This is a genomic window from Leifsonia sp. 21MFCrub1.1, assembly GCF_900107895.1.
Taxonomy (GTDB): Bacteria; Actinomycetota; Actinomycetes; order Actinomycetales; family Microbacteriaceae; genus Leifsonia; species Leifsonia soli.
The window spans coordinates 862,784-886,632 of record NZ_LT629867.1 but is presented as its reverse complement, the minus strand read 5'-3'; the positions used below and the strand labels follow the sequence as shown (position 1 = coordinate 886,632).

Sequence of the window (23,849 nt, the reverse complement as noted above, 5' to 3'; positions counted from 1 at the left end):
CGTCATCCCCGGCGGATGACGGCATGTTGCGACCCACGGACGGCGTCAGGCGCGGGCGAGGACGGTCCGGGACATGCGGCCGACGACCAGCACCAGGGCGACGGACACCACCAGCAGGCCGACGTACGCCCACGGCAGCACCAGCAGGCCGCCCGCGTCGAAGATCAGCGACCCGACGAGCGCGCCCCCGCCGATCCCGACGTTGAAGGACGTCGTATACAGCGCGCTCGCGGTGTCGCGGAACGCCGGGGACGACGTGTGCAGCATCCGCGTCTGCAGCAGAGGAGGGAGGGCGCCGAAGGCGAGCCCCCAGAGGATGAACGCGATCAGGGCCAGCACGATCTGCCCGGCCAGAACGGCGAGCGCCGCGACCGCGATCCCGGTCACGACGAGCGCGAGGATGAGCCCCAGCTGCGGCCGCGGGCCGAACACCGACCCGGCGAGCACCAGGCCGCCCGCCCCGGCGATGCCGTAGATGAACAGCAGGGCCCCGACGTTGCCGGCGGGAACGCCCATCGGCCCGGTCAGGAACGGCACGACGAACGTGTAGAACGCGTAGTGCCCGACCATGGTGACGGCCGCGATCACGCACACCATGACGACGAGCGGGATGGTGCGGTCGCGCGGACGCGGAACCGTGCGGTCGCGCTCGCGCCTCCGCTTGCCGTCCGCCTCCCGCTCGACGGCGGGCAGGAACTTCCAGATCACCACGGCGCCGACGACCATCAGGGCGGCCAGCAGCCCGAACGACAGCCGCCAGCCGAAGACGTGCCCGGCGAACGTGCCGAGCGGCACACCGAGCACGAAGGCCAGCGTTCCGCCGCCGAGCGTGATGGAGACGGCCCGGCCGATCTGCTCCTTGGGGACCAGGTGGCCGGCGTACGCGCCGACGATCGACCAGAACATCCCGTGCGCGACGCCCCCGAGCACGCGCGAGCCGACCACGAATGCGTAGTCCGGCGCGATCGCGGTGAGCGCGTTCGAGACGGCGAGCACGAGCAGGATGCCGATCAGCAGACCGTGGCGCGGCCAGCGCCGCGTCAGGGCCGTGAGCGGGGCGCTGCTGACCACCACCGTGAAGGCGAACACCGTCACGAGCAGCCCGATCTGGGCCTCGCTCACCCCCAGGGATGCGCTCATGTCCGGCAGCAGGCCGGTCGGGATCATCTCGCTGGTGACGGAGAGGAAGGTGGCCGCGGCGAGGGCGATCAGCCCGGTCCACGGGAATTTCGGCGCGATGCGCGCCGGAGTCGTCGAAGTGGCAGTCATACGGATCTGTCCAACGGACGGCGTTCCCCGGCCATTCCGCCGCGAATGCGGGCCGCGGCGCCTGTGCCTGAAGCTGGCTGCCGGGAGGGGATGGCGGGTCGACTACGCGCCCATGTGCGCGCCCAGGGCCGTGCGGGAACCGCCGACCACCGACGATTCTACCGGAGGCCGTCGAGAATGGCAGTGCTGTCGGAGATCTCGATGAGCGGCGCGTACAGCGCCATCGCATCCAGGGCGCGCTGGTGATCGGCGTCGCTGAGACCGGCGCACGCGTCGGCCGCGACGCGGATGCGGACGCCGGCGTCCGCGGCTCCCAGTGCCGTGCTGAGCACGCAGCAGTCGGTGGAGACGCCGGCGAGCACCACATCCTGCGACCCGTCCAGCGCCTCCCGCAGCGCAGGGCCCCACTTGCCGAACGTCGTCTCGGTCACCACCGGGTGCCCGGAGTCGCGGAACGAGAGCACCAGGTCGTAGATCGGATCGTCGGCCGGGACGAGCGCGAACGGCCACTGCTCGTAGTACGGCACCCAGGCGCCGTCCGGCCGCTCCGGCGCGACGAAGCGCGTGAACACGACGCGCTCGAACGCGGGCACCATCCCGGCGATGACGGCCTCCGCCTCGGCGAAGCGCGGGGTGAACCACGGGCTCGCCGGGGCGCCGAACACCTGCTGCATGTCGACGACCACGAGGGTCGGGCCGGTCATCGCTCCTCCTGGCGGCGCACTGCGCCGCGGGAGAACAGCAGGGTGCCGAGGTATCCGATCACCAGCGCGACGAGCACGCCGAGGTTCGCGAACGCCCAGTCGCCCTGCTTGCCGCCGATCGGGCCGAGCAGGTATCCCTGCCAGCTGAGCCACGACGCGGAGCCGTTGGTGACGAGCCCCCAGCCGATCGCGGTCCCGACCACGATGAGGGCGATCGGCAGCCAGCGCACGGCGCCGTAGCGTCCGCGGCGGTCGTAGAGCTCGGCCTCCGCGTAGTCGCGGCGGCGCAGCTGGATGTCGGCGATGAAGATGCCGCACCAGGCGGCGATCGGCACGCCCAGCGTGATGAGGAAGCCCTGGAACGGCCCGAGGAAGTCGGTGGCGAAGAACACGACGTAGACCGCCCCCGCGGTCATGATGACGCCGTCGATGCCCGCCGCGACGTAGCGCGGGACGCGGACGCCGACGCTGAGCAGCGCCAGGCCGGAGGAGTAGATGTCGAGCACCGCACCCCCGACCAGGCCGAGCACCGCGACGATGACGAAGGGCACCAGGAACCAGGTGGGCAGAAGCGACGCGAGCGCGCCGATCGGGTCGGCGGCGATGGCCTCGCTCAGCTTCGACGAGGAGCCGGCCAGCAGGATGCCGAAGATCAGCAGGACGACCGGAGCCAGCGACGAGCCGAAGGTCGTCCATCCCACGACTCCCCCGCTGCGGGCGCTGCGCGGCAGGTAGCGCGAGTAGTCCGCCGCCGCGTTCACCCAGCCGAGCCCGAAGCCGGTGAGCATGAAGACGAAGCCGCCGATGACGTGCGGGGCGTCACCCGCCGGAAGCGCCGCCACGGCTCCCAGGTCGATGTGGTTCAGCACCAGCAGGATGTACACGACGGTCAGCACGCCAGTCACGATCGTGATGATCATCTGCATGCGCATGATCAGGGTGAAGCCGATCACGCCGCCCACGATGACGAGCGCGACGACGACGATCAGCGCGACCAGCTTGGTGACGACCCCGCCCTCCCAGCCGAGCTGCTGGAACACGGTCGCGGTGGCGAGCGCAGCGAGCGAGACGAGCACGGTCTCCCAGCCGACCGTGAGCAGCCACGACAGCGCCGAGGGGACGCGGTTGCCCTCCACCCCGAACGTGGCGCGGCTGAGCACCATCGTCGGAGCGGAGCCGCGCTTGCCGGCGAGCGCGATCACGCCACACAGCAGGAACGACGCGACGATGCCGATGACGCCGACGATCGTGGCCTGCCAGAACGAGATGCCGAATCCGAGCAGGAACGAGCCGTAGCTGAGGCCGAACACCGAGACGTTCGCGCCGAACCACGGCCAGAACAGGTCGCGCGGCCGTCCTTTGCGCTCGCTCTCGTGGATGGTGTTGAGCCCGTTCAGCTCCACGTCGAAAGCGGACGCCGCGCCCGTACGGGTATCGGGCGCATCCTCACCGGTGCTGGTCATGCACCGATCGTGGTGCACGCCGCCCCGCACGTCAACATCGACGCGCCCGGGGCTGCCGGGGTGGGCCGCGGCCTGGGCTCATCACGCCGACCGCTACCCTGAACGGGTGACCGACTCCTCCACGTCCAACCACTGGGTGCTCACCTTCAGCTGCTCCGACCGTCCAGGGATCGTGCACGCCGTCAGCGGCGCGATCGTCTCCGCGCGCGGAAACATCACCGAGAGCCAGCAGTTCGCGAGCACCGACACCGGCCGCTTCTTCATGCGGCTGCAGGTGGAGTCCGAGGCAGGACGCGACGAGTTCGAGCGCGCGCTCGCCCCGGTGGTCGAGGAGTTCGGGATGACGCACCGGGTCGACAACGTCGGCCGGCCGCTGCGGACGCTCGTGCTCGTGTCGAAGGCAGCGCACTGCCTCAACGACCTGCTGTTCCGGCAGCGCGCCGGTCAGCTGCCCGTCGAGATCCCGCTGGTGCTCTCCAACCACGACACCCTGCGCGACCTCGCCGGCTTCTACGGCGTCCCGTTCGAGTCGCGCGCCGTGAGCGGCCCGGAGGCCAAGGCGGCGTTCGAGCAGCGCATCCTCGAGGCGGTCGAGGAGCACGACATCGAACTCGTGGTGCTCGCCCGCTACATGCAGATCCTCTCGCCGGAGCTGTGCGAGCGGCTGGCCGGACGCGCCATCAACATCCACCACTCCTTCCTCCCCGGGTTCAAGGGCGCCAACCCCTACCGTCAGGCGCACGCGCGCGGCGTGAAGCTGATCGGAGCGACCGCGCACTTCGTCACGAGCGACCTCGACGAGGGCCCCATCATCGAGCAGAACGTCGTGCGGGTGGACCACAGCAACACCGTGCAGGAGCTGGTCGCCATCGGGCAGGACGAGGAGAGCAGGACGCTGACGCAGGCCGTGAAGTGGTTCGCGGAGGACCGCGTGCTGCTCGACGGCGCGCGCACCATCATCTTCCGGTGAGTTCGGCTGGGGAATCGCCCGCTGCCGCCGGGCCGCACGGCCTCGGTAGACTGCCGTGGTGACCTCCGCACCCGACCAGCACGCCCGGCTCACGGTGGGGCCGAACGACATCCTGCGCTTCGTCCTCGAGCTGTTCGCCATCGTCTCGCTCGGCATCTGGGGCTTCCTCGCCTGGCCGCTCCCGTGGAACATCCTCGTCGGCATCGGCGCTCCGGTCGTCGCGATCCTGCTGTGGGCGCTGTTCCGGTCGCCGCGGGCCGTGCTCCACGTCGACCCGTTCGTCAAGGCGATCGTCGAGATCGTCGTGATGGGTTCTGCGGCGTTCGCCTGGTGGGACCTCGGTCAGCCCGTCGTCGCCATCGTCTTCGCCGTCATCGCGACCATCAGCGGCGTGATCAACGGACGGCGCGAGTTCTCGTGAGCGGCCTCGTCATCCACAGCGCCCGCAAGCTGGATGCGGAGGGGCTGGTCGACGACTTCTGGCTCGTCGCCGAGGGCGCACACATCACCGCGACCGGCACCGGCGCGGGCTGGCGCGAGGCGGTGCGGAGCGGCACGGACGACGATGCGGCGGGCCTCGACCCGTCCAGCACCGACGTGCAGGTCATCGACGCCCACGGCCACTGGCTGACGCCCGGCTTCATCGACCTGCACTGCCACGGCGGCGGCGGGCACCCCTACGACGACGGCGTCGACCAGATGCGCGCTGCCCTCGCGACGCACCGCGCGCACGGCACCACCCGGTCGCTGGTCTCGCACGTCGCGAACCCGCTGGCGTCGCTGCGCGAGAGCCTCGCGGTCGTCGCCGAGCTGACCGCGAGCGACCCGCTGGTGCTCGGATCGCACCTGGAGGGTCCCTTCCTCGCCGCCGAGCGGCGCGGCGCCCACGACGCGCGATTCCTCCGCGACCCCGAGCCGGAGGCCGTGGAGGAACTCATCGCCGCGGCCCGCGGGACGCTCCGGACGGCGACGATCGCACCGGAGCTGCCCAACGCGCTGGAGGCGATCGGCGTCCTGATCGAAGCGGACGTCGTGGTCGGCGTCGGGCACACCGCCGCCGGGTACGCCCAGACGGCCCGCGCGTTCGAGGTGGGCGCGCGGCTGCTGTCGCACGCGTTCAATGCGATGCCGGGCATCCACCACCGCGCGCCCGGGCCCGTGATGGCCGCGATCGACCACCCCGAGGTGACGCTCGAGCTCATCCTCGACGGGCTGCACGTCGCCCCGACGGTCGGGGCGCTGCTGTTCCGGGAGGCACCGGGCCGCGTCGCGCTCGTGACCGATGCGATGGCCGCCGCCGGCGCCACGGACGGCGACTACCGTCTCGGGGGCCTCAACGTCACCGTCCACGACGGACTGGCCGTGCTCTCGGGCACCGACACGATCGCCGGATCCACCCTGACCCAGGATGTCGCCCTCCGGAACGCGGTCACGCTCGCCGGGCTCGATCCGGTCGTCGCGGTCGCCGCCCTCACCCGCACGCCCGCTCGGGTGCTCGGCGAGGGCCACCGCCTCGGGCGGCTGCACGCCGGCTACGTCGCCGACGCGGTCCTCCTGGACCACGACTGGAACGTCACCGCCGTCGTCGCCGACGGCGCCCCGCTCCCCCGCTGACCAGCCCCGCCCGCCCGGCCCGCCGTCGAGTACACGAACTCTGCACGCTCCGGCGGCGTGTCGTGTGCAGTCTGTGCGGACTCGACGGCGGCGCAGTCGGGTACGGGTCAGAGGGTCTGCCAGGAGGGCTTGTTCGCGTACGCGTAGCGGTAGTAGTCGAGGTTCTTCAGGCGCGACGCGGCCGCCTCATCCACCAGCACCGTCACGTGCGGGTGCAGCTGGATGGCCGAGCCGGGGTTCGAGGCCGACACCGGCCCCTCCACCGCACCCGCCAGGGCCTCCGCCTTGCCCTCGCCGAACGCGAGCAGCATCAGGTGCCTGGCGCGCAGGATGGTCGACAGCCCCTGCGTGATGCAGTGCATCGGCACATCGTCCTCCGAGGCGAAGAAGCGCGCGTTGTCCTTCCGCGTCTGCTCGGTCAGCGTCTTCACGCGGGTCACCGACGCGAACGACGAGCCGGGCTCGTTGAACCCGATATGGCCGTCGGTCCCGATGCCCAGGAGCTGCACATCCACTCCGCCGGACTCGGCGATCGCCTTCTCGTAGTCGGCGCCGGCGTGCTCGATGCCGTCGAGCGACCCGTTCGGCACGTGGATGAGCGACGGCGTCAGCCCGAGCGGCTCGACGACCTCGCGCGTGATGACCGCGCGGTACGACTCGGGATGCCCGGCCGGAAGCCCCACATACTCGTCGAGCGCATAGCCGCGCACATGGGACACGTCCACGCCGCGCTCCCGGATACCGCGCTCCAGAGCCCGGTAGACCGCCAGCGGGGTGGATCCGGTGGCCAGCCCCAGCACCGCGTCGGGCTTGGCGGCGATCAGATCGAGGATGCTGCGCGCGGCGAGTTCACCCGCGGCGTCCTGGTCGCGGACGACGACGATTTCGGCCATCAGTTCTCTCCTACGAGTGCCGCGCCCAGCGCGGCGACGGGGGTGTCTTCGGGGACGAGGCGCACCCTCCCGGGCAGGTCGAGCGACGCCAGGAACGGCGACGTGCGCTCCCAGTCGTGCAGCACCTCGTGGACGTCGCCCAGCAGGCGCTCCCCCAGGTGGCTCAGACCGCCGCCGATGACGACGGTGCCGACATCGACGGTGAGCACGAGGACGCGCACCGCGGAGGCGATGCCCGCAGCCAGCCTAGCCGTGATCGCCCGCGCGGCGGGGTCGCCTTCCGCCGCGGCGAGGAACAGCGCGCGCACGGGGAGCGGGTCGTCGGTCGGCCACTGGCGGGCGACGCCGGAGCCGCTCGCCACCGTCTCCAGGCAGCCGCGCTGACCGCAGGCGCAGAGCACGCCCTGCGGGTCGACGGGCAGATGGCCGATCTCGCCGGCGATTCCCGTGCTCCCGCGCCAGAGCCGGCCGTCGACGACGATGCCTGCGGCCATCCCCGTCCCGAGATTGAGGAACGCCATGGTGCCGGTCAGCCGCAGCAGGTGGTAGGCGCCGAGGGCGGCGGCCTTCACGTCGTTCTCGACGCGGACGCCGACGCCGAGCCGGCCGGCGAGCATCCCGCCGAGCTCCAGCTGCTCGAGTCCGAGGTTGACCGCGTGCGCGACCTGCCCGGAGGCGGTGTCGACCATGCCGGGCACGCCGATCCCGATCGACTGGAAGCCGCCCGGTGCGAGCCCGGTGAGCTCGCCGATGCGCGCCACCGCCGCGACGGCGGTCTCGAGGACGGCGTCGTGCCCGAACCCGGTCGCCAGCCGCACCCTCTGTGTGAGCGCGCCGAGCTCATCGACGGCGACCGCGTCGGTCTTGGTGCCGCCGATGTCGATCCCGAGTCTCACGTCCGGCGCCCGAGCAGCTCGAGCAGCGCGCGTCCGACCAGCCGGGATGCGCCGAAGGTCGCGATGTCGGCGTAGGCGCGGTCGTCGCTCGGCCAGCCCATGTCGACGACGAGCACGCGCTCGCGTTCGGCGCGCAGCCGGTCGATGGCGGCGCGGGCGAAGGCGTGCCGGTGGTTGTCCTTGCCGATGACGAGCACCGGCGACTGCGCCGCGAGCACGAGGTCGGGATGGTCGCTCTCGGTGAACACGACGGCCGGGTTCGCGGTGAACGCCGTGGCCCACGGGCTGCCCGGGTCGGCCTCCACCTCGGAGAACGGGCCCCACGGGGCCGTCCCGACCGCGATGTTGGCTTCGGTGTCGATGCGGACGACCGAGTACCGCCCTCCGCCGTTCTCCCGCAGCCACCCTCGCGCGTGCTCGCTCACATCGAACGCCCGCTCCGCCGCCACCACGTCCGCCGCCCGCACCCCGTCCGCCGCGTCCGCATCCCCCACCGTCGAGTCCGCGAATTTTGTACGCTCATCCGCCGTGTCGCGTGCAAAACTCGCGGACTCGACGGTGGGCGGGAGGGAGCGCGCGAGGGCACGGACGCGGGCGGAGGCATCGGCGATGCGGGATGCGGCGAGACGTCCCGTCGCGAGCGCGTCGGCGATGGCCCGCTCGATCGCGGCGAGCTCGTCGTCGGTGTTCTCGGTGCCGATGCAGAGCAGGTCGCAGCCGGCGGCGAGCGCGAGCACGGCCGCCTCCGGGATGCCCCGGTCGCCGCTCGCGCCCCGCATGTCCAGCGCGTCGCTGACGACGACGCCGTCGAAGCCGAGCTCGCCGCGCAGCATCCCTCCGATGATCGCGGGGCTGAGTGTCGCCGGGAGCACCGCATCCAGCTGCGGGAGCAGGATGTGCGAGGTCATCACCGCGCGTGCTCCTGCGTCGATCACGGCCAGGAACGGCACGAGCTCCCGCTCGCGCAGCTGCTGCGGCGACAGGTCGACGACCGGCAGTTCGAGGTGCGAGTCGGTCCCGGTGTCGCCGTGCCCAGGGAAGTGCTTGGCGGCGACCGCGACGCCCGCGGACTGCAGCCCGCGGGTCCAGGCCGCGCCGTGCTCCGCGACGACCTCGGGCGACGACCCGAAGCTCCGCACGCCGATCACCGGGTTGTCCGGGTTGGAGTTGATGTCGATGTCCGGGGCGAAGTCGAGGTTCACGCCGGCCCGGCGCAGCTCCTCCCCGACCCGGCGCGCCACGCGCTCCGTGTAGCCGGGGTCGCCCAGGCGGCCGAGGATCGCGTTCCCCGGGTACGGCGAACCGCTCCCGTAGTAGAGCCGCGTGACGTCGCCACCCTCTTCGTCGATCGCGACGACGGCATCCGGGTTCGCGGCGTAGATCGCGTCCGTCAGAGCGCGCAACTGCTCCGCCGTCGCGATGTTCTGCCCGAACAGGCACACCCCGCCGAGGCCGCCGCGCAGGCGCTCCTCGAGCCAGGCGGGCAGCGTCGTCCCGACGAACCCGGGCAGCAGTGTGGCGGCGATGCTGCGGCGGAGGTCCGGATCGACGGCGGCGGTGTGGGCGACGGAGGCGCCGCTCACCCCTTCACCGCCCCGCTGACGAGGCCGCTGGTCATCCGGCCCTGCACGATGAGGAAGAAGATGATGACCGGGACGGCGACCAGCGTGGAGGCGGCCATGACCTGTCCCCAGTCGGTCGCCCTGGATGCGGACTGCTGGACGAACCCGCGCAGCCACAGCGGCAGCGTCGCGCTGCTCGACTGCGGCAGGATGACGAGCGCAACGGTGAACTCGTTCCACGCCTGCAGGAACGCGTACACACCGGACGCGACGAGCCCCGGGGCCAGCAGCGGGAAGGTGATCCGCAGGAAGGCCTGCGTGCGGCTGAGGCCGTCGACCATGGCGGCCTCCTCCAGGTCGGCCGGGATGCCGGCGACGAAGCCCCGCAGCATCCAGATCGTGAACGGCACGACGGCGGCGATGTAGAGGATGCTGACCCCGACGACCGTGTTCAGCAGGCCCAGCGTGCCCATCAGCTTGTACTGCGCGATGAACAGGCCCTCGGCCGGAAGCATCTGGATCAGCAGCACCGCGAGGACGAACGAGCGCCGACCGCGGAACTTGAAGCGGCTGATCGCGAGCGCCGCCAGGAAGGCGAACGCCAGGCAGCACACGACGGTGATGAGGGCGACAGCGACGCTCATCCCGAGCGCGGGGAAGAACGTCCCGCCCTCGACGACCGCCGAGAAGTTGTCGAACGAGCCGCCGAACGGCAGCCACGTCGGCGTGGAGTTCTGCAGGATGACGTTCGGCAGCAGCGCCGAGTTCACCATCCAGTACACCGGGAACACCCACACCAGGGCGAGCACGACGGCGAGGGCGCCGAGCAGCACACGGGAGACGCGGATGCGGCGGCGGGGGCGGGGCCGCGCGGCGACGGCGGCGGGCCGGGTCGAGGTCGCGGTGGTCACGATTCGTCCTCCTTGAGCAGGGAGCGCACGTAGAACCAGCTGAGCGCGACGGTGAGCACGAGCACGAAGACGCTGACGGCGCTCGCCATCGCGAAGTCGCTCGAGCCGACGCCGAGCTGGTAGATGTAGGTGCCGAGCAGGTTGGTCTCGCTGGCGATGGAGCCCTTGTCCTGCAGCAGCTTGATCTGCGCGAACACGCGGAGATCCCAGATGATCTGGAGCAGCAGGACGATGCCGAGAACCGGTCGGATGATCGGCAGGATGATGTAGCGCAACCGCTGCCAGCCGCGAGCGCCGTCCATCTGGGCCGCCTCGACGACCTCCGTGGAGACCTGGGTCAGCCCGGCGTAGACGGAGAACGCGACGAAGGGCACGCTCATCCATGTCACGATCACCATCGCGACGAAGAAGAACGACAGCGGGTTCTGCAGCCAGTTGTGGTCCTGGAAGTCGAGCCCCCACGAGGTGAGCACGTAGTTGACGACGCCGCGGCGCCAGTCGAACAGCCAGTTCCACACCGTCATGGCCGCGACGACCGGCATCGCCCAGGCGAGCAGCAGGGCGACCTGCAGGATGATGCGGACGACCTTGTTCACCGCGTTCATCAGGAGGGCCATGCCGACGCCGATCACGACCGTGACGAAGGCCGTGACCAGGCAGAAGGCGATGGAACGGCCGACGACGACCCAGGTGTAGCCGTCGGAGAAGAGGGTGATGTAGTTCTCGAACCAGACGAAGTCGGCCGGCTTGCCGAACTGCTGCGCCAGTCCGAAATGCTGCATCGAGGTGATCAGCTGCCACACGATCGGGTAGCCGAGCGCGAGCAGCAGGATGAGGATGGCCGGGAGCAGCAGCGAGTACGGCGTCAGCTTTCCGCGGCGGCGGCGCGGTGCGTCCCGGGCCGGGGCCGGCGGGGCCACGGCGATGCGGGTGTCTTCGGTGGCGGTCACCTGCGGCCTCCTTCCGTGATTGTCATCGAGTCGACGCAACACGCCGTGCCGGTGCGTCCCGGCACGGCGCGTCGCGTCAATCGGGTGGAGAGCGCTAGCTCTTGACGTTGAGCAGCGCGTCGATCTTCTTGTCGTACTCCTGCGCCAGCGCCTTCAGGTCGGAGGCGTCGCGGATCTTGGAGAAGAACTCCTCCATCACGTTGCCGGCCTCGACCGAGGCCCAGCCGGGAGCGGCCGGGGTCAGCTTCGAGTTGGATGCCGACTCGATGAGCGCCTTCGCGAACTGGTCGTCGCCGAGCGAGGAGGTGTACTTCTCGTTCGCCGGGCCCAGGCCGTTCTTGCCGAGCATCTCCTGGTACTCCTTGGAGAAGATGATCTTCAGGAGCGTCTTGGACAGGCCCGGCTCCTTGGTCTTCGCCGAGATGCCGATGTTGGAGCCGCCCGCGAACACGGGGGCCGGCTTGCCGTCGTTCCCCGGGAGGACGAACGTTCCGAAGGTGTTGTCGTTCCAGGTGCGCGTCGGCTTGCCGTCTGCGCCCGTTCCGAGGTCGCCGATCGACCAGTGCGCCCATCCCGGAGCCATGATGGTGGCCGCCGCAAGGGAGGTGTCGCCGCTCTTGTTGCCGTCGGCGTCGAGCGTCTGGTCGGTGTCGTTCAGGTAGATGTACTGGTTCGAGTCCTTGGCGTCGTTCGGCGCCTTGGAGGCGTTCTTGTACAGGTCCTGGAGCTGCTGGAGACCCTTCAGCGACTCCTCCGACTCGAGCGTGGCCTTCCACTTGTCGCCGTCCTTCGTGGCGATGTCCCCGCCGTTGGCGAAGATCCAGGAGATGCCGTCGCGCCAGTCCTGGCCGCCGAGGAAGAAGCCGGAGAAGTTGTCGATCCCCTTCGGGTTCTTCGCCGTGATCTCGGCCACGTCGGTGTTGAACTGGTCCAGGGTCGTCGGCACGCTCACGCCGGCGGCCTGGTAGATGTCCTTGCGGTAGAACATGTAGCGCGAGCCGAAGTAGTAGGGCAGCGTGTAGTTCTTGCCGTCCACCTTCCCGGCCTCGACGAAGGACTGCAGCAGGTCGCTCCCGCCGAGGTCCTTGTACATGTCGGAGATGTCGAGGAAGGCGCCGACGTTGGTGAAGGTGGGCGACTGGGTGTTGCCCATCTCGGTCACATCCGGGGTGTTGTTGGCGTCCGGGAGGGCTGTGGTGAGCTTGGTGACGATGTCTCCCCAGTCCTGCTGCTCGATCTTGAGTGTCGCTCCGGTCTCCTTGGCGAACTCCGTCTTGAGGTAGTCGCGGAGCTTGTCCGGGGTGTCGGAGCCGACGAGCCACAGGGTGACCGTCTTGCCCTTGCCGTCGGTGCTCGCGGCGGTCGAGCCTCCCGAGGCGCATCCGGCGAGCACGAGAGCGGAAGCCGTTGCCACAGCGGCGAGGCCGACGAGCTTTCTCTTCATTGCTGGTTCCTTTCGTAGTGGTCAGTGGCTGCGGGTGCAGCACACCGTCGGTGCAGGGGTCGAGTTCGGGTGGTGCTGTGTCAAGAGACCCCGAGTTGTCCGGAGAGGACGAGTACGGCCGCGCCGCGGAGGACGATGTCCTGCCCCTGCGTGGTCATCCGGAGGGACAGGTCGGCATGGTTCTGAGCCATGGTCCGGTTCCGGAGCGTGTGGACGGTCGCCTCGGCCAAGGCGCCGTCGAGCAGTTCGGTCGGGCCGCTGAGCACGATCTCCGACAGGTTGAGGGCGCCGACGACGGGCGCGAGCGCGATGCCGAGCCGCTGGCCCGCTTCGCGCAGGATGGGCGTGGCGTCGGCGCCGGCGGCGTCGGCCTCCCGGATCCCGCGCTGCAACTGCGGGACGCTGAGCCAGTGCTCCAGCACCTGGTCGCGGTTGTAGGTCGCATCCAGGCCCAGGTCGGTTCCGACCATGACCTGCCCGATCTCGCCGGCGGCGAAGTGGCTGCCATAGACGAGGGCGCCGGCGACCAGGAGGCCCGCGCCGATGCCGTGACCGACGCGGATGAGCATCATGTCGCCCGCGGCGCCGCCGTACGTGTGCTCGGCGAGCGCCGCGGCGTTGGCGTCGTTCGCGACGACGACCGCCAGCCCGGTGCGGTCGGCGAGACGTCGCTGCAGCGGGAGGTCGTCCCAGCCGAGGTTGGGCGCCGTCAGGATCGTGCCGGTCAGGTCGACGACACCGGGCGAGCCGACACCCATTCCGAGCACGGGAGCGGTGGTGGAAGCGGTCAGCCGGTCGACGAGCGCGTCGACCTTCGCGGCGGCGGCCTCGCCTGTCGCGGACTCGCCGCCCTCGTCGTCGGCGAGCATGACCTCGGCCCGGGCGAGGATGCGCCCGTCGAGGTCCATCACCGCTCCGCGGAAGCGGTCGTGGTCGCTGAGGTCGATTCCGATGATCTGGTGCGCCGCACGGTCGATGTCGAGGAGGACGGCCGGCTTGCCCGGTCGCGCCGACTCCCGCTGCCCGAGTTCGACGACGAGCCCCTCGGCGAGCAGGTCGGCGACCAGGTCGGACACCGTCACGCGGGTGAGCCCCGTCTCCCGCGCGAGGTCGGCGCGGCTGCGCTGTCCATCCCGGTACAGGGTCTGCAGGACGAGCGACCGGTTGTGGCTGCGAGCGTGCTCGGGGAGCACCTTGGCGCGCGGACGGAGCGCCCGTCCCGGTGCCAGTCCCCCGGTGCCGCTCTGCACCTCGGTCGTCGTCATGTTTGTTAGTAAAGCTTACGAACAAATGAATTGCAAGAGACGAAACGAAGTCGTTACACAGACGCGTGAGCGCGCGTCGCGAGCGTCGCGGGCGGCGGGCCGCTCCGCGCCCGGTTCGCCGGACGGCGGCGGGTTAGGCTCCCCCCATGGTCGCAGAAGCCGCCCCCGCCCCCGCCCGCACCCCGTTCGCGCTCACCGGATCGCGCGCGCTCGTCACCGCCGCCAGCCGCGGCCTCGGGCGCGAGATCGCGCTCGAGCTCGCCGGCCAGGGCGCCGACGTCGTGCTGGGCGTCCGCGATCCCGACGGCTCCGCCGGGCTGCTCGAGGAGCTGCGCGCCTTCGGCGTCGATGCTGCCGCGATCCGGATGGACGTCCTCGACCTGGCCGCGTGCCGCGCGGCCATCGACGCGGTCACCGAGCAGCGCGGTCCCATCGACATCCTGGTCAACAACGCCGGCGGCGGGATCGACGCACCGGCTCTCGAGGTCACCGAGGAGGACTTCGATCACGTCTGGCAGCTCAACACCCGCTCGACGTTCTTCCTGTCGCAGCACGTCGCGAAGAGCATGCGCGAGAACGGAGGCGGCGCGATCGTGAACGTCGCGTCGCAGGCCGGGCTCGTGGCCCTTCCCGGCGAAGCGTCCTACTGCGCGGCGAAGGCCGCCGTCGTCCACCTGACCCGCTGCCTCGCCGTCGAGTGGGGACAGTACGGCATCCGCGTCAACGCCGTCGCGCCCACCTTCATCGAGACCGACGGCACGTCCGCCGCGCTCTCCGACGACGCGTTCCGTGCCGACACCGTCGAGCGCATCGCCGCCCTCCACCGCATCGGGGAGCCGCGGGAGGTGTCCGGTGCCGTAGCGTTCCTGGCCTCGCCGTCCGCCTCCCTCATCACCGGCCAGACCCTGGCGATCGACGGCGGCTGGACCGCCCGCTGACCCGCGCCACACCTTAACGATTCGTGCCGAATGCGCGCCATTCGTCACGAACGGCGCGCATTCGGCACGAATGCGGAGCGAGGATCAGGCCAGGCGCGCCTTCAGGTTCTCGCTGATGGCGTCCAGGAACTCCTCGGTGGTGAGGAACTTCTGCTCGGGACCGACGAGGAGCGCGAGGTCCTTCGTCATCTTGCCCTCCTCGACCGTCTTCACCACGACGTCCTCGAGGGTGTGCGTGAAGTCGATGAGGTCCTGGTTGCCGTCGAGCTTGCCGCGGTGCGCGAGGCCGCGCGTCCAGGCGAAGATCGAGGCGATCGGGTTGGTCGAGGTCGGCTTGCCCTGCTGGTACTGGCGGTAGTGGCGCGTGACGGTGCCGTGCGCGGCCTCCGCCTCGACGACCTTGCCGTCCGGCGTGGTCAGGACCGAGGTCATCAGACCCAGCGAGCCGAAGCCCTGCGCGACGGTGTCGGACTGCACGTCGCCGTCGTAGTTCTTGCAGGCCCAGACGTAACCGCCCTCCCACTTGAGGCTGGAGGCGACCATGTCGTCGATGAGGCGGTGCTCGTAGGTGAGGCCGGCCGCGTCGAACTTCTCCTTGTACTCGGTGTCGAAGACCTCCTGGAACAGGTCCTTGAACCGGCCGTCGTAGGCCTTCAGGATCGTGTTCTTGGTCGACAGGTAGACCGGGTACTGGCGGTCGAGACCGTAGTTGAACGACGCGCGGGCGAAGTCGCGGATGGACTCGTCCTGGTTGTACATCGCCATCGCCACACCCGCGCCGGGGGCCTGGTAGACCTCGAAGCTCTGCGCCTCCCCGCCGCCGTTCGGCTGGAAGCTGATGGTGAGGGTGCCCGGGCCGTCGAACGTGAAGTCGGTCGCGCGGTACTGGTCGCCGAAGGCGTGACGGCCGATGATGATCGGCTTGTTCCAGCCCGGGACGAGCCGCGGGATGTTGGAGATGATGATCGGCTCACGGAAGACCACGCCGCCGAGGATGTTGCGGATGGTGCCGTTCGGGCTCTTCCACATCTTCTTCAGGCCGAACTCCTCGACGCGGGCCTCGTCGGGGGTGATGGTCGCGCACTTCACGCCGACGCCGTGCTTCTGGATGGCGTGGGCCGCGTCGATGGTGATCTGGTCGTCGGTCTCGTCGCGCTTCTGGATGCCGAGGTCGTAGTACTCGAGGTTCACATCGAGGTACGGGTGGATGAGAGAGTCTTTGATGGCCTTCCAGATGATGCGTGTCATCTCGTCGCCGTCGAGTTCGACGACCGTTCCGTCAACCTTGATCTTGTCCATGGTTCTCCTGGGGTGTCTGCCGTTTTACGCCGACGACAGCTTACCCGAGCGCGACAACTATCTTGACATCGAGACATTTTCTCTCGGCAGACGGTCGGCCGCCGCGCGACTATGCTGCGGTCGCCCGCGCACGTTACCCTTTCGTCATGGCTGAGTTGAGACTGGAAGAGTTGAGCGCGCGAACCGTGATCGCGGCGAACGCGCTCACGCTGAAGCCGGGCCAGGAGCAGTTCATCGCTCCGGTCTCCTACTCGGCCGCGGCCGCGGTCGCCGATCCGAACACCTCGTGGCAGCGCGTCGTGCTCGACGGCGACGAAGTGGTCGGCTTCATCATGGGCAACTTCGACCCGAACGCCGAGCACGAGGAGTTCAAGGCGATCCTCTGGCGCATCAACGTCGACGCCGACGACCAGGGCCGCGGGATCGGCACGTTCGCCGTCCGCGCGCTGGCCGATGAGGCGCGCGCCCGCGGGCACAAGCGCCTCTACGTGATCTGGGAGTCGGGCGAGCTCGGACCGGAGCAGTTCTTCCTGCGCAGCGGCTTCCAGCCGATCGGCGAGACGCAGTACGGCGAGACGATCGGTGCCCTCGAACTCTGACCGCGGGCCTTCTGACGAGGGACCCGCCCCGGACGACGGGGAGAGCGCATCCTTCGTCGAGCGGGTGCTCGACGTCGTCGACGCGATCCCTCCCGGACACGTCATGACCTACGGGGATGTGGCGGCCGCCCTGGGCTCGCGCGCCGCGCGCATGGTCGGGCAGGTGATGGCGTACTACGGCTCCGACGTGCCGTGGTGGCGCGTGGTGCGGGCGAGCGGGCATCCCGCCGTCCACCACGAACACATCGCGCTGCAGCACTATCGCGCGGAGGGCACACCCCTGCTGGGCGGTGGGACGACGCCGTACCGGGTAGATTTACGAGCGGCCCGCTACGACGACGCGCGGAATCATCCCTCCGACCGATGAACCATTCAGTTCCGTAGTGTTCACTCGTAGGAGATCCTTGTCACCTTCCTCTGGAGCTGCCGTGCCCCGCATCCGAACCGTCGGAGTCCTCGCGACGACGTCCGCCCTGGCGTTGGCCCTGTCGGGCTGCTCGGTGCTGACGGCGTTCGAACCTCACGTGGACTCGGCGATCTGGGACACCGCGAAGGAGATGAAGGCGTCGAACACCGCGCTCATCGGCTCCCCCACGTTCGTCCCGGACGACGCGACGATCATCCGCGTCGACTACGACACCACGAACGGCTCGGCGATCATGACCTATTCGTCCAAGACCCTGTTGGCGCCGAACGTGTGCTCAGGCAACGTCGCGACGCCGAAGCCTCCGATCGAGGACAGCTGGTGGCCGGTCCAGGGCATCCCGCCGCAAGCCTCCAAGTGCCCCAACGGATGGGCCGCCTTCGCCATCGGCGAGCAGGTCTGGGCCGTGAAGTCGCCGGCGAAGTAGGCCGGCCCCTGCGCCACTGCGGCTGCGGGTGACTCAGTGGAACTGCGGGACGATGAGCCAGATCCCGAACAGCACCGCCGCGCCCGCGACGGCGAAGCAGACGGCCGCTCCGACCGTCGCGACCACCGGGCGTCGCGTCGTCCGGACGGCCACCGCTCCCCCGGCGTCGTCGGGCGGAGCGCCGACCGCCAGCAGCCGGAGCGCCGCCGCGTAACCGATGACGACCACCGTGGTCGCGGCGAACGCGACAAGCAGCACCACCACGAACGAGCCCCAGTCGACGCCGAGGAACGACCCCTCCGGCGCCGCCGCATGCAGGATTGGCTGTCGCATCCTCATCCCTCCTGTCCAGCGCCGACGGAGACCGTCGAGCGCGCGTCCGCGGCGTCACGCCCGGTGTCGCCGCCCTCGTTGACGTTGTGGCGGGTGACCGGGTTGCGCCGGGACAGCGCGTACAGCCCGAGACCCGCGATGAGCCCGACCACGGCGACGCCGATGAGTCCGGCGACGCTGACCGAGGCGATCCACGCCGCCAGACCGCCGACGAGCGCCGCGGCGGGAAGCGTCACCACCCAGGCAGTCGCGATGCGGCCGACGATGCCCCAGCGCACCGAGGCGAGCTTCCTGCCCAGCCCGCTGCCGACGACGGCTCCCGACGTGACCTGAGTGGTGGAGAGCGCGAAGCCGAGGTGCGACGAGACGAGGATGGTCGCCGCCGACGACGTCTCGGCCGCGAACCCCTGCGGCGCCTTCACGTCGGTAATCCGCTTGCCGACCGTCCGCATGATCCGCCAGCCGCCGAGGTAGGTGCCGAGCGCGATGGCGAGGCCGCAGGAGACGATCACCCAGAGCGGCGGAGCGCTCCCGGAACCGAGGTAGCCGGCCGCGATCAGGGTCAGGGTGATGACCCCCATGGTCTTCTGGGCGTCGTTCGTGCCGTGTGCGAGCGAGACGAGGGAGGCGGACACGGTCTGGCCGTGCCGGAATCCGGTCTCCGCCCCGTGCACCCGCGCGTTGCGCGTGATGCGGTAGGCGGCGAAGGTGGCCACCAGGGCGACGCCGCCGGCCACCAGCGGCGACAGCAGCGCGGGCACGATGACCTTGCTCAGCAGCACGCCCCAGTCCACGGCGCCGAAGCCCGCGCCGATCACCGCTGCACCGATCAGGCCGCCGAACAGCGCGTGCGTCGAGCTCGACGGGAGGCCGAAGTACCAGGTGACCAGGTTCCACAGCACCGCGCCGACCAGCCCGGCGAAGATCATCGTCGGGGTGATGTCGACACCCGACGACCCCTCTTTGATGACGCCGCCGGAGATGGTCTGGGCGACAGCGGTCGACAGGAACGCGCCGACCAGATTCAGGACGGCCGAGATGAGGACGGCTGTCCGGGGTCTGAGGGCGCCGGTGGCGACAGAGGTCGCCATCGCGTTCGCGGTGTCGTGGAAGCCGTTCGTGAAGTCGAAGACGAGGGCGACGACGATCACGGCGACGACCGTGACGATGATGTCCATCGGCGTTCCTTCCGGTGAGGGCGGGCGCGCGCTGCGTCCATCCCCTGAGTACGCCGATCCCCGGCCGCGTTCGTGAACGGGGGGTGAATTCTGGTCAGGGAGTCTGCACCGGGATGGTCAGCTCGATGATGGTGCCGAGCCCCTCGACCGAGCGCACCTCCGCCCGGCCGGACACGGCCTCCACCCGGTCGCGCAGCCCCTCCAGACCGCCGCCCGGCTCGATGCGGGCGCCGCCCTGGCCGTCGTCCTTGACGATGACCGTGACGGTCGAGTCGGAACGCGTCACGCTGACCGTGCAGGTGCGCGCCCGCGCGTGCTTCGCCGCATTGGCGAGGGCCTCGGAGATGCAGTAGTAGATCGTCTCTTCGACGACCTCGGGCAGCCGCTCGGCGATGTCGACGTGGACCTCGACGGGCACGTGGCTGCGGAGTCCCAGCTCGTCGATCGCCGAACGGAGGTCGCCGTCGGTGAGCACCGTCGGGTGGATGCCGCGGGCGAGCTCCCGCAGCTCGCGCAGGGCGTCGGCGAGCTGCCCGGACGCGCGCTGCAGGTCGTCCGCGAGCTCCTGGTCGCCGTGCGCCTCGGCCTTCGCCGTCGCGATGCGCAAGCTGATGGCCAGCGACACGAGCTGCTGCTGGCTGCCGTCGTGCAGGTCGCGTTCCAGTCGCCTGCGGGCCAGGTAGCCTTCCTCGACGATGCGCAGACGGGACTCGCGGAGCTCCTGGATGGTGTGCTCCAGCCTCCCGCGCAGCCGGTCGTTGTCGACCGACAGCAGCAGGGCGGAGGACACGGCATCGAGCAGGCGGTCGTCCTGGCTGAGCGCGACATCGTGCTCGATCAGGGCGATCGGTCCCTGGTCCGAGTCGATCGCGAGCACCGACCGCCCCGGCCGGTCGGCCGGGCCGGCCTCGGGCATCGGCCTGCCGTCGCTGGTCTGGTAGCTCTGCAGCGGTTCATCCCACCAGAACACGCGCAGCGAGCCGTCGTGCAGCATCCGGGCGAGGCTCGACTCCCACAGTCCGCGGTCGACCTTGTCGCGCGCGACGATGACGAGGTCGGCCATCCGCGAGCGCAGTCCCCGCGCGTAGAGCACGCCACCGACGAAGGCCGGAGGGATGAGCGCGATCGCCACCGGCGGGATGAACTGCAACCAGCCGCCGTCCCACCCGAACGCGAAGCTCAGCGAGTCCTGCACGGTGCCGTAGCACCACAGCAGGATGGCGAGCGGCATCACGAACGCCACGCGGCGCGCCGGGAGCGAGCTGGTGAACCAGCGCGCGATCAGCCGGGCCGCGACGGTGAGCATGAGCGCGAGCCCGACGAACCGCCACGCGAGTCCCAGCCAGTAGTCGGCCGAGTCGCTCGGGAGAGCCGCGTACGGGTTCATCGTGCAGCCGCACTCCGCCGGCTCGGGCGAGGAGAAGAGCAGGGTACCTCCGAGGCGCACGGCGAAGGCGATGGAGATGGCGAGCAGGATGGCCCGGTCGAAGCGCGCCGCCAGGCGTCCGGTCGGGTAGCAGAGCACGAGCAGACCGACGAACACCGCCCACAAGTCCGTCGCCCCTTGAACCCACGGCCAGACCCAGCCCCACTGCCGGAGCAGTGGATACCAGGCGCCCGCCGACCAGAAGAATGCGGCGCCGACCATGAGCCAGCCGGGGATGGGGCTCCGCACGATGCGCCAGGCGATGACCGCGCAGACCACATAGACGACCGCGACCGAGACGAAGACGATGGCCCACCCGATGCCCGACGGCCGCGGTCCGTAGTCGCCGGTGATCGCGCTCATCACCTGCGCGGTGACGTTGGAAGCGATCGTCACCGTGACGGCCAGCGCGCGCAGGATCAGCCGTGCCGCCCCCGGGCGTGCGGGCCTCGCATCCACGCCGCCGACCGCGGCCTCCGGACGCGCGGTGTGCGCGACATCCATGGGCTCAGGAGTCCCGGCCGAGGAAGCGCAGCACCGCGAGCACCCGGCGGTGACCCTCGGCGGAGTCCTCCACGCCCAGCTTCGCCATGATGTGCCCGATGTGCGACTCGACGGTGCGCAGGCTGAGGTGCAACTCGGTCGCGATGCCGACATTCGATCGTCCTTCGGCCATCAGCCGCAGCACGTCGCGCTCTCGAGAGGACAGCGCTTCGACCGTCGCCTCCGACGAGCGCGCGGTGACGAGGAGCTGCACGACTTCGGGGTCGACGACGGAGCCGCCGCGCGCGACGGTCCGGACCGCGGTGACGAGGGTGTCCGCGTCGGCGACGCGGTCCTTCAGCAGGTACCCGGTGCCGCTGCCGGCGCTCATCGCCCGGATCGCGTACGACGCCGTGGTGTACATGGAGAGCAGCAGGATGCCGGCACGGGAGCCGTCGGCGCGCAAGCGTTCGAGCGCTCGCAGCCCCTCATCCGTGTGAGTGGGCGGCATCTTGATGTCGAGGACGATCGCGTCGACGTCCCCGTCGGACCCGACGGCGCGCAGGAGTTCCTCGGCGGTGTCCACCGAGGCGACGACCTCCATACCGCCCGCGCGCAGGATCTGTCCGATCCCCTCGCGCAGCAGGACTGCATCGTCGGCGACGGCCACTCTGAGCGCGCGAGACTCGACAGTCTGTCCCCCGCTCACGCGCTTACCTTAGCAGGGTGCGGATCGCCTCACCGGTCAGCTCGTCCTTGTTGATGAATCCCTCCGCACCGCTATCGGCGACGCGTCGTCCGTAGTCGGTCGCGGACCGGCTCGAGGTGAGCACGACGGCGGCTCCGGTCGCCCGCATCGCCGGCACGATGTCGAAGCCGCTGGCGTCGGGCAGGCCGATGTCGAGCAGCACGACGTCGGGGGCGAGACGGCGGCTCAGCTCGATGCCGCCGGCCGCGGTCGCACTGTCGCCGACCACCATGAAGCTCTCCAGGCGGAGCAGCTCCGCCGCCTGTTCGCGGAACCGCTCGTGGTCGTCGACGATCACAACGCGGAGGTACATGGCACCATCATCTCCGCACGCACCCCGAGGTTCATCCGTGCCTCCACGCAATCGGAATGAGGTGACCCCCCGGATGTGGGCCATCAGGGGCAGGACCAGGATGTGAGACAACCTCATCGACCCGAACGATGGGGTCGCCCGCCGCAGAGCGGGCCGCAGTTCCACCCGAGGAGATGGCGATGTCCACCGCGACCCGAACCGCCGACCCGACCGGCGCCGCTGCCGTCCTCACGGACGCGGCGACCGGGGCGGTCGCGGTGGACGGCCGTCCCTCCGGGCGCGGGCGGCGCGGTGGCCCCGAACTGCCCGTCGTCGTCATCGACCTGGCGCGCGCTGCCCGCCGCTTCCGCGACCTGCGCGAGGCGTTCCCCTGGGTGGACGTGCACTACGACGTCAGCGCGCTCGCGCATCCTGCTCTGCTCGGCACCATCTCGGCGGAGGGCGCCGGCTTCACGATCACGCACGAAGCGGCCCTCCCCGCCCTGCGCCGGGTGGATGCCGACCTCGGCCGGGTGCTGCATGCCGCGCCCGGCGCCCGCTGGCTGCAGCGGCGTTCCGCCTGGGCGGCCGGCGTCCGGCTGTTCGTCGTCGACGACCCGTACGACCTCGATACCTTCGTGTCCGCTCCGGCCGGAACGGCCGTGTTGCTGCGGGTCGACCCGGACATCGCCGTTCCCGTCGCGCGGCATGCGTCGGCCCTCGGAGTGCAGGTGGCCGGGCTGTCGCTCCCCGTCGCCGCCGCGACGGGCGCATCCGACCTCGTCGCGCTGCTGCAGCGCGCCGTGCGGGCGAGCAGCGACGTCGCGGCGGCCACGGGCCGCCGCCTGGAACTCCTCGACCTCGGCGACACCTTCTCGGACGGCACCGCGATCCGCCCGGCGGAATGGCCGGCGCTGGCCCGCACGGTCCGCTCGCTCGTCGCCCCGGCGACATCCCGCACCACCGTGCTGGCGACGGCCGGGCGCGCGCTGGTGAGCGACTGCATCACCGTCTCCGCCGGTGGCGGCGAGCAGTACGCGGACGGCGCGACGGCGAGCGCCTGCATCGACGCAGGCTGCGAGGTGGTCGTGCTGCGCGAGGGGATGCGCGACGGCCTCCTGTCGCGCCTGCCCCTCTTCCGCACGGCACCGGCCCGCGAAGGCGCCACCATGCGCCGCACTCCGCACGCCCGCGGCGGCCACCGCACGCTGCGTCCCTCCCGGGCGCGTTCGACCTGGTCCCCGGCCGGCTGACTCGACCCCTACCTGCCCGGAGACCGGCGGCGGGGACTACGGGAGGCTTCCCGTGGTCCCCGCCGGGAACCGAACGACGCGCGCATCACGAACGGGGTGGTCACCTCGTCTTCATGAACGAGATGCCAAGCGAATCACCGGGAACCACCCTCGACAGCGCGGCCGCGATCGTGCTGAGCGTGCTCGCGGTCATCCTCGGGTTCCTGTGCAGCTTCGTCGTCGCCCTTCTTCAGACGGGGGTCGCCGCATGCGGGGCGGGAACATCCTGCGATGTCGCCGCCCTCGGCTGGGTGGGTCTCATCACGCCCGGCGTCTCCGTGGTCGCCGTGCTCTCGATCCTGATCTTGATCCTCGCCCGCAGGGCCGGAGGGCGCATCTGGTGGGCTCCGGTTCCCGCCATCGCGGCGATCGTGTTGGCGTTCTTCGTATCAGCCGCGCTGACTTCTGCCCTTCTCCCCTGACACGGCGACGGGGACCACGGGAGCTTCCCCGTGGTCCCCTCCGGACC

Annotated in this window: 25 protein-coding genes; 9 read left to right on the top strand and 16 right to left on the bottom strand. The window is 70.6% G+C overall.

All coding sequences use genetic code 11. The features are described from left to right. Positions 1–45: 45 nt before the first annotated feature. The 3 genes from BLW09_RS04105 to BLW09_RS04095 all read right to left on the bottom strand — a co-directional run bounded on the left by BLW09_RS04105 (position 46) and on the right by BLW09_RS04095 (position 3,436). Positions 46–1,269, bottom strand: a complete 1,224-nt coding sequence (locus BLW09_RS04105; RefSeq protein WP_089908797.1) for an MFS transporter — start codon at positions 1,267–1,269, stop codon at positions 46–48. Positions 1,270–1,427: 158 nt separating this feature from the next. Further along, on the bottom strand, positions 1,428–1,973 hold the full coding sequence (locus BLW09_RS04100; protein ID WP_089908794.1) for a cysteine hydrolase family protein: 546 nt from the start codon (positions 1,971–1,973) through the stop codon (positions 1,428–1,430). Beyond that, positions 1,970–3,436 carry a purine-cytosine permease family protein gene (locus BLW09_RS04095; protein ID WP_089908791.1) on the bottom strand — a complete coding sequence of 489 codons (1,467 nt, stop codon included), beginning with the start codon at positions 3,434–3,436 and terminating at the stop codon, positions 1,970–1,972. Before BLW09_RS04095 ends, BLW09_RS04100 begins: the two co-directional genes overlap by 4 nt. A gap of 106 nt (positions 3,437–3,542) precedes the next feature. Here BLW09_RS04095 and purU point away from each other — a divergent pair, with 106 nt between their 5' ends. From purU to nagA, 3 genes are read left to right on the top strand one after another with little or no spacing between them, the layout of a single operon-like run. After that, positions 3,543–4,406, top strand: coding sequence for a formyltetrahydrofolate deformylase (gene purU, locus BLW09_RS04090; protein WP_089908788.1), 864 nt, complete (start codon positions 3,543–3,545; stop codon positions 4,404–4,406). 58 nt (positions 4,407–4,464) lie between these two features. After that, positions 4,465–4,827, top strand: coding sequence for a YrdB family protein (locus tag BLW09_RS04085; protein WP_231947045.1), 363 nt, complete (start codon positions 4,465–4,467; stop codon positions 4,825–4,827). Then, entirely contained in the window at positions 4,824–6,020 is a 1,197-nt protein-coding gene (gene nagA, locus BLW09_RS04080; RefSeq protein ID WP_089908781.1) for an N-acetylglucosamine-6-phosphate deacetylase, read from the top strand. Before BLW09_RS04085 ends, nagA begins: the two co-directional genes overlap by 4 nt. A gap of 107 nt (positions 6,021–6,127) precedes the next feature. Here nagA and nagB read toward each other — a convergent pair whose 3' ends face one another. The 7 genes from nagB to BLW09_RS04045 form a co-directional block, all read right to left on the bottom strand. Continuing rightward, a complete protein-coding gene (gene nagB, locus BLW09_RS04075) occupies positions 6,128–6,913 on the bottom strand; it encodes a glucosamine-6-phosphate deaminase (RefSeq protein ID WP_089908778.1) in 786 nt (261 codons plus the stop codon). Next, positions 6,913–7,809, bottom strand: coding sequence for an ROK family protein (locus BLW09_RS04070; protein WP_089908775.1), 897 nt, complete (start codon positions 7,807–7,809; stop codon positions 6,913–6,915). The genes nagB and BLW09_RS04070 overlap by 1 nt, the downstream gene beginning before the upstream one ends. After that, entirely contained in the window at positions 7,806–9,392 is a 1,587-nt protein-coding gene (locus BLW09_RS04065) for a glycoside hydrolase family 3 protein (RefSeq protein WP_089908772.1), read from the bottom strand. The genes BLW09_RS04070 and BLW09_RS04065 overlap by 4 nt, the downstream gene beginning before the upstream one ends. Beyond that, a complete protein-coding gene (locus BLW09_RS04060) occupies positions 9,389–10,282 on the bottom strand; it encodes a carbohydrate ABC transporter permease (RefSeq protein ID WP_089908769.1) in 894 nt (297 codons plus the stop codon). Before BLW09_RS04060 ends, BLW09_RS04065 begins: the two co-directional genes overlap by 4 nt. Then, positions 10,279–11,232, bottom strand: a complete 954-nt coding sequence (locus tag BLW09_RS04055; RefSeq protein WP_089908766.1) for a carbohydrate ABC transporter permease — start codon at positions 11,230–11,232, stop codon at positions 10,279–10,281. Before BLW09_RS04055 ends, BLW09_RS04060 begins: the two co-directional genes overlap by 4 nt. Before the next feature lie 94 nt (positions 11,233–11,326). Then, positions 11,327–12,676 carry an extracellular solute-binding protein gene (locus BLW09_RS04050; protein WP_089908762.1) on the bottom strand — a complete coding sequence of 450 codons (1,350 nt, stop codon included), beginning with the start codon at positions 12,674–12,676 and terminating at the stop codon, positions 11,327–11,329. 80 nt (positions 12,677–12,756) lie between these two features. After that, a complete protein-coding gene (locus BLW09_RS04045) occupies positions 12,757–13,941 on the bottom strand; it encodes an ROK family transcriptional regulator (protein WP_089908760.1) in 1,185 nt (394 codons plus the stop codon). A 146-nt stretch (positions 13,942–14,087) separates the two neighbouring features. On the opposite strand from BLW09_RS04045, the gene BLW09_RS04040 reads away from it, so the two are divergent. After that, positions 14,088–14,879, top strand: a complete 792-nt coding sequence (locus tag BLW09_RS04040) for an SDR family NAD(P)-dependent oxidoreductase (protein ID WP_089908757.1) — start codon at positions 14,088–14,090, stop codon at positions 14,877–14,879. Between the two features lie 84 nt (positions 14,880–14,963). Here the strand turns inward: BLW09_RS04040 and BLW09_RS04035 are convergent, their stop codons facing one another. Continuing rightward, positions 14,964–16,178 (bottom strand): NADP-dependent isocitrate dehydrogenase, encoded by a 1,215-nt coding sequence (locus tag BLW09_RS04035; protein WP_089908754.1) that lies wholly within the window; start codon positions 16,176–16,178, stop codon positions 14,964–14,966. A gap of 146 nt (positions 16,179–16,324) precedes the next feature. Here BLW09_RS04035 and BLW09_RS04030 point away from each other — a divergent pair, with 146 nt between their 5' ends. From BLW09_RS04030 to BLW09_RS04020, 3 genes are all read left to right on the top strand, one after another. Further along, positions 16,325–16,777: a GNAT family N-acetyltransferase gene (locus BLW09_RS04030; protein ID WP_172824172.1), complete on the top strand. Its 453-nt coding sequence runs from the start codon at positions 16,325–16,327 to the stop codon at positions 16,775–16,777. Next, positions 16,761–17,144: an MGMT family protein gene (locus BLW09_RS04025; protein WP_089908752.1), complete on the top strand. Its 384-nt coding sequence runs from the start codon at positions 16,761–16,763 to the stop codon at positions 17,142–17,144. Before BLW09_RS04030 ends, BLW09_RS04025 begins: the two co-directional genes overlap by 17 nt. Before the next feature lie 61 nt (positions 17,145–17,205). Next, entirely contained in the window at positions 17,206–17,628 is a 423-nt protein-coding gene (locus BLW09_RS04020; protein ID WP_089908749.1) for a hypothetical protein, read from the top strand. A 33-nt stretch (positions 17,629–17,661) separates the two neighbouring features. Here BLW09_RS04020 and BLW09_RS04015 read toward each other — a convergent pair whose 3' ends face one another. The 5 genes from BLW09_RS04015 to BLW09_RS03995 form a co-directional block, all read right to left on the bottom strand. Beyond that, a complete protein-coding gene (locus BLW09_RS04015; protein WP_089908746.1) occupies positions 17,662–17,961 on the bottom strand; it encodes a hypothetical protein in 300 nt (99 codons plus the stop codon). Positions 17,962–17,963: 2 nt separating this feature from the next. Next, positions 17,964–19,139, bottom strand: a complete 1,176-nt coding sequence (locus tag BLW09_RS04010) for an inorganic phosphate transporter (protein WP_089908743.1) — start codon at positions 19,137–19,139, stop codon at positions 17,964–17,966. 94 nt (positions 19,140–19,233) lie between these two features. Continuing rightward, positions 19,234–21,069, bottom strand: a complete 1,836-nt coding sequence (locus tag BLW09_RS04005) for a sensor histidine kinase (RefSeq protein ID WP_089908741.1) — start codon at positions 21,067–21,069, stop codon at positions 19,234–19,236. A gap of 4 nt (positions 21,070–21,073) precedes the next feature. Further along, positions 21,074–21,757, bottom strand: a complete 684-nt coding sequence (locus tag BLW09_RS04000) for a response regulator transcription factor (protein ID WP_231947044.1) — start codon at positions 21,755–21,757, stop codon at positions 21,074–21,076. A 4-nt stretch (positions 21,758–21,761) separates the two neighbouring features. Then, complete coding sequence (locus BLW09_RS03995) at positions 21,762–22,109, bottom strand: response regulator (protein ID WP_089908735.1); 348 nt, start codon at positions 22,107–22,109, stop codon at positions 21,762–21,764. Between the two features lie 179 nt (positions 22,110–22,288). Between BLW09_RS03995 and BLW09_RS03990 the strand changes: the two genes are divergently transcribed. Together BLW09_RS03990 and BLW09_RS03985 are read left to right on the top strand one after the other, a co-directional pair. After that, positions 22,289–23,341 carry a hypothetical protein gene (locus BLW09_RS03990; protein WP_089908732.1) on the top strand — a complete coding sequence of 351 codons (1,053 nt, stop codon included), beginning with the start codon at positions 22,289–22,291 and terminating at the stop codon, positions 23,339–23,341. A gap of 113 nt (positions 23,342–23,454) precedes the next feature. Continuing rightward, positions 23,455–23,802, top strand: a complete 348-nt coding sequence (locus tag BLW09_RS03985) for a hypothetical protein (protein WP_089908729.1) — start codon at positions 23,455–23,457, stop codon at positions 23,800–23,802. Positions 23,803–23,849: the final 47 nt, after the last annotated feature.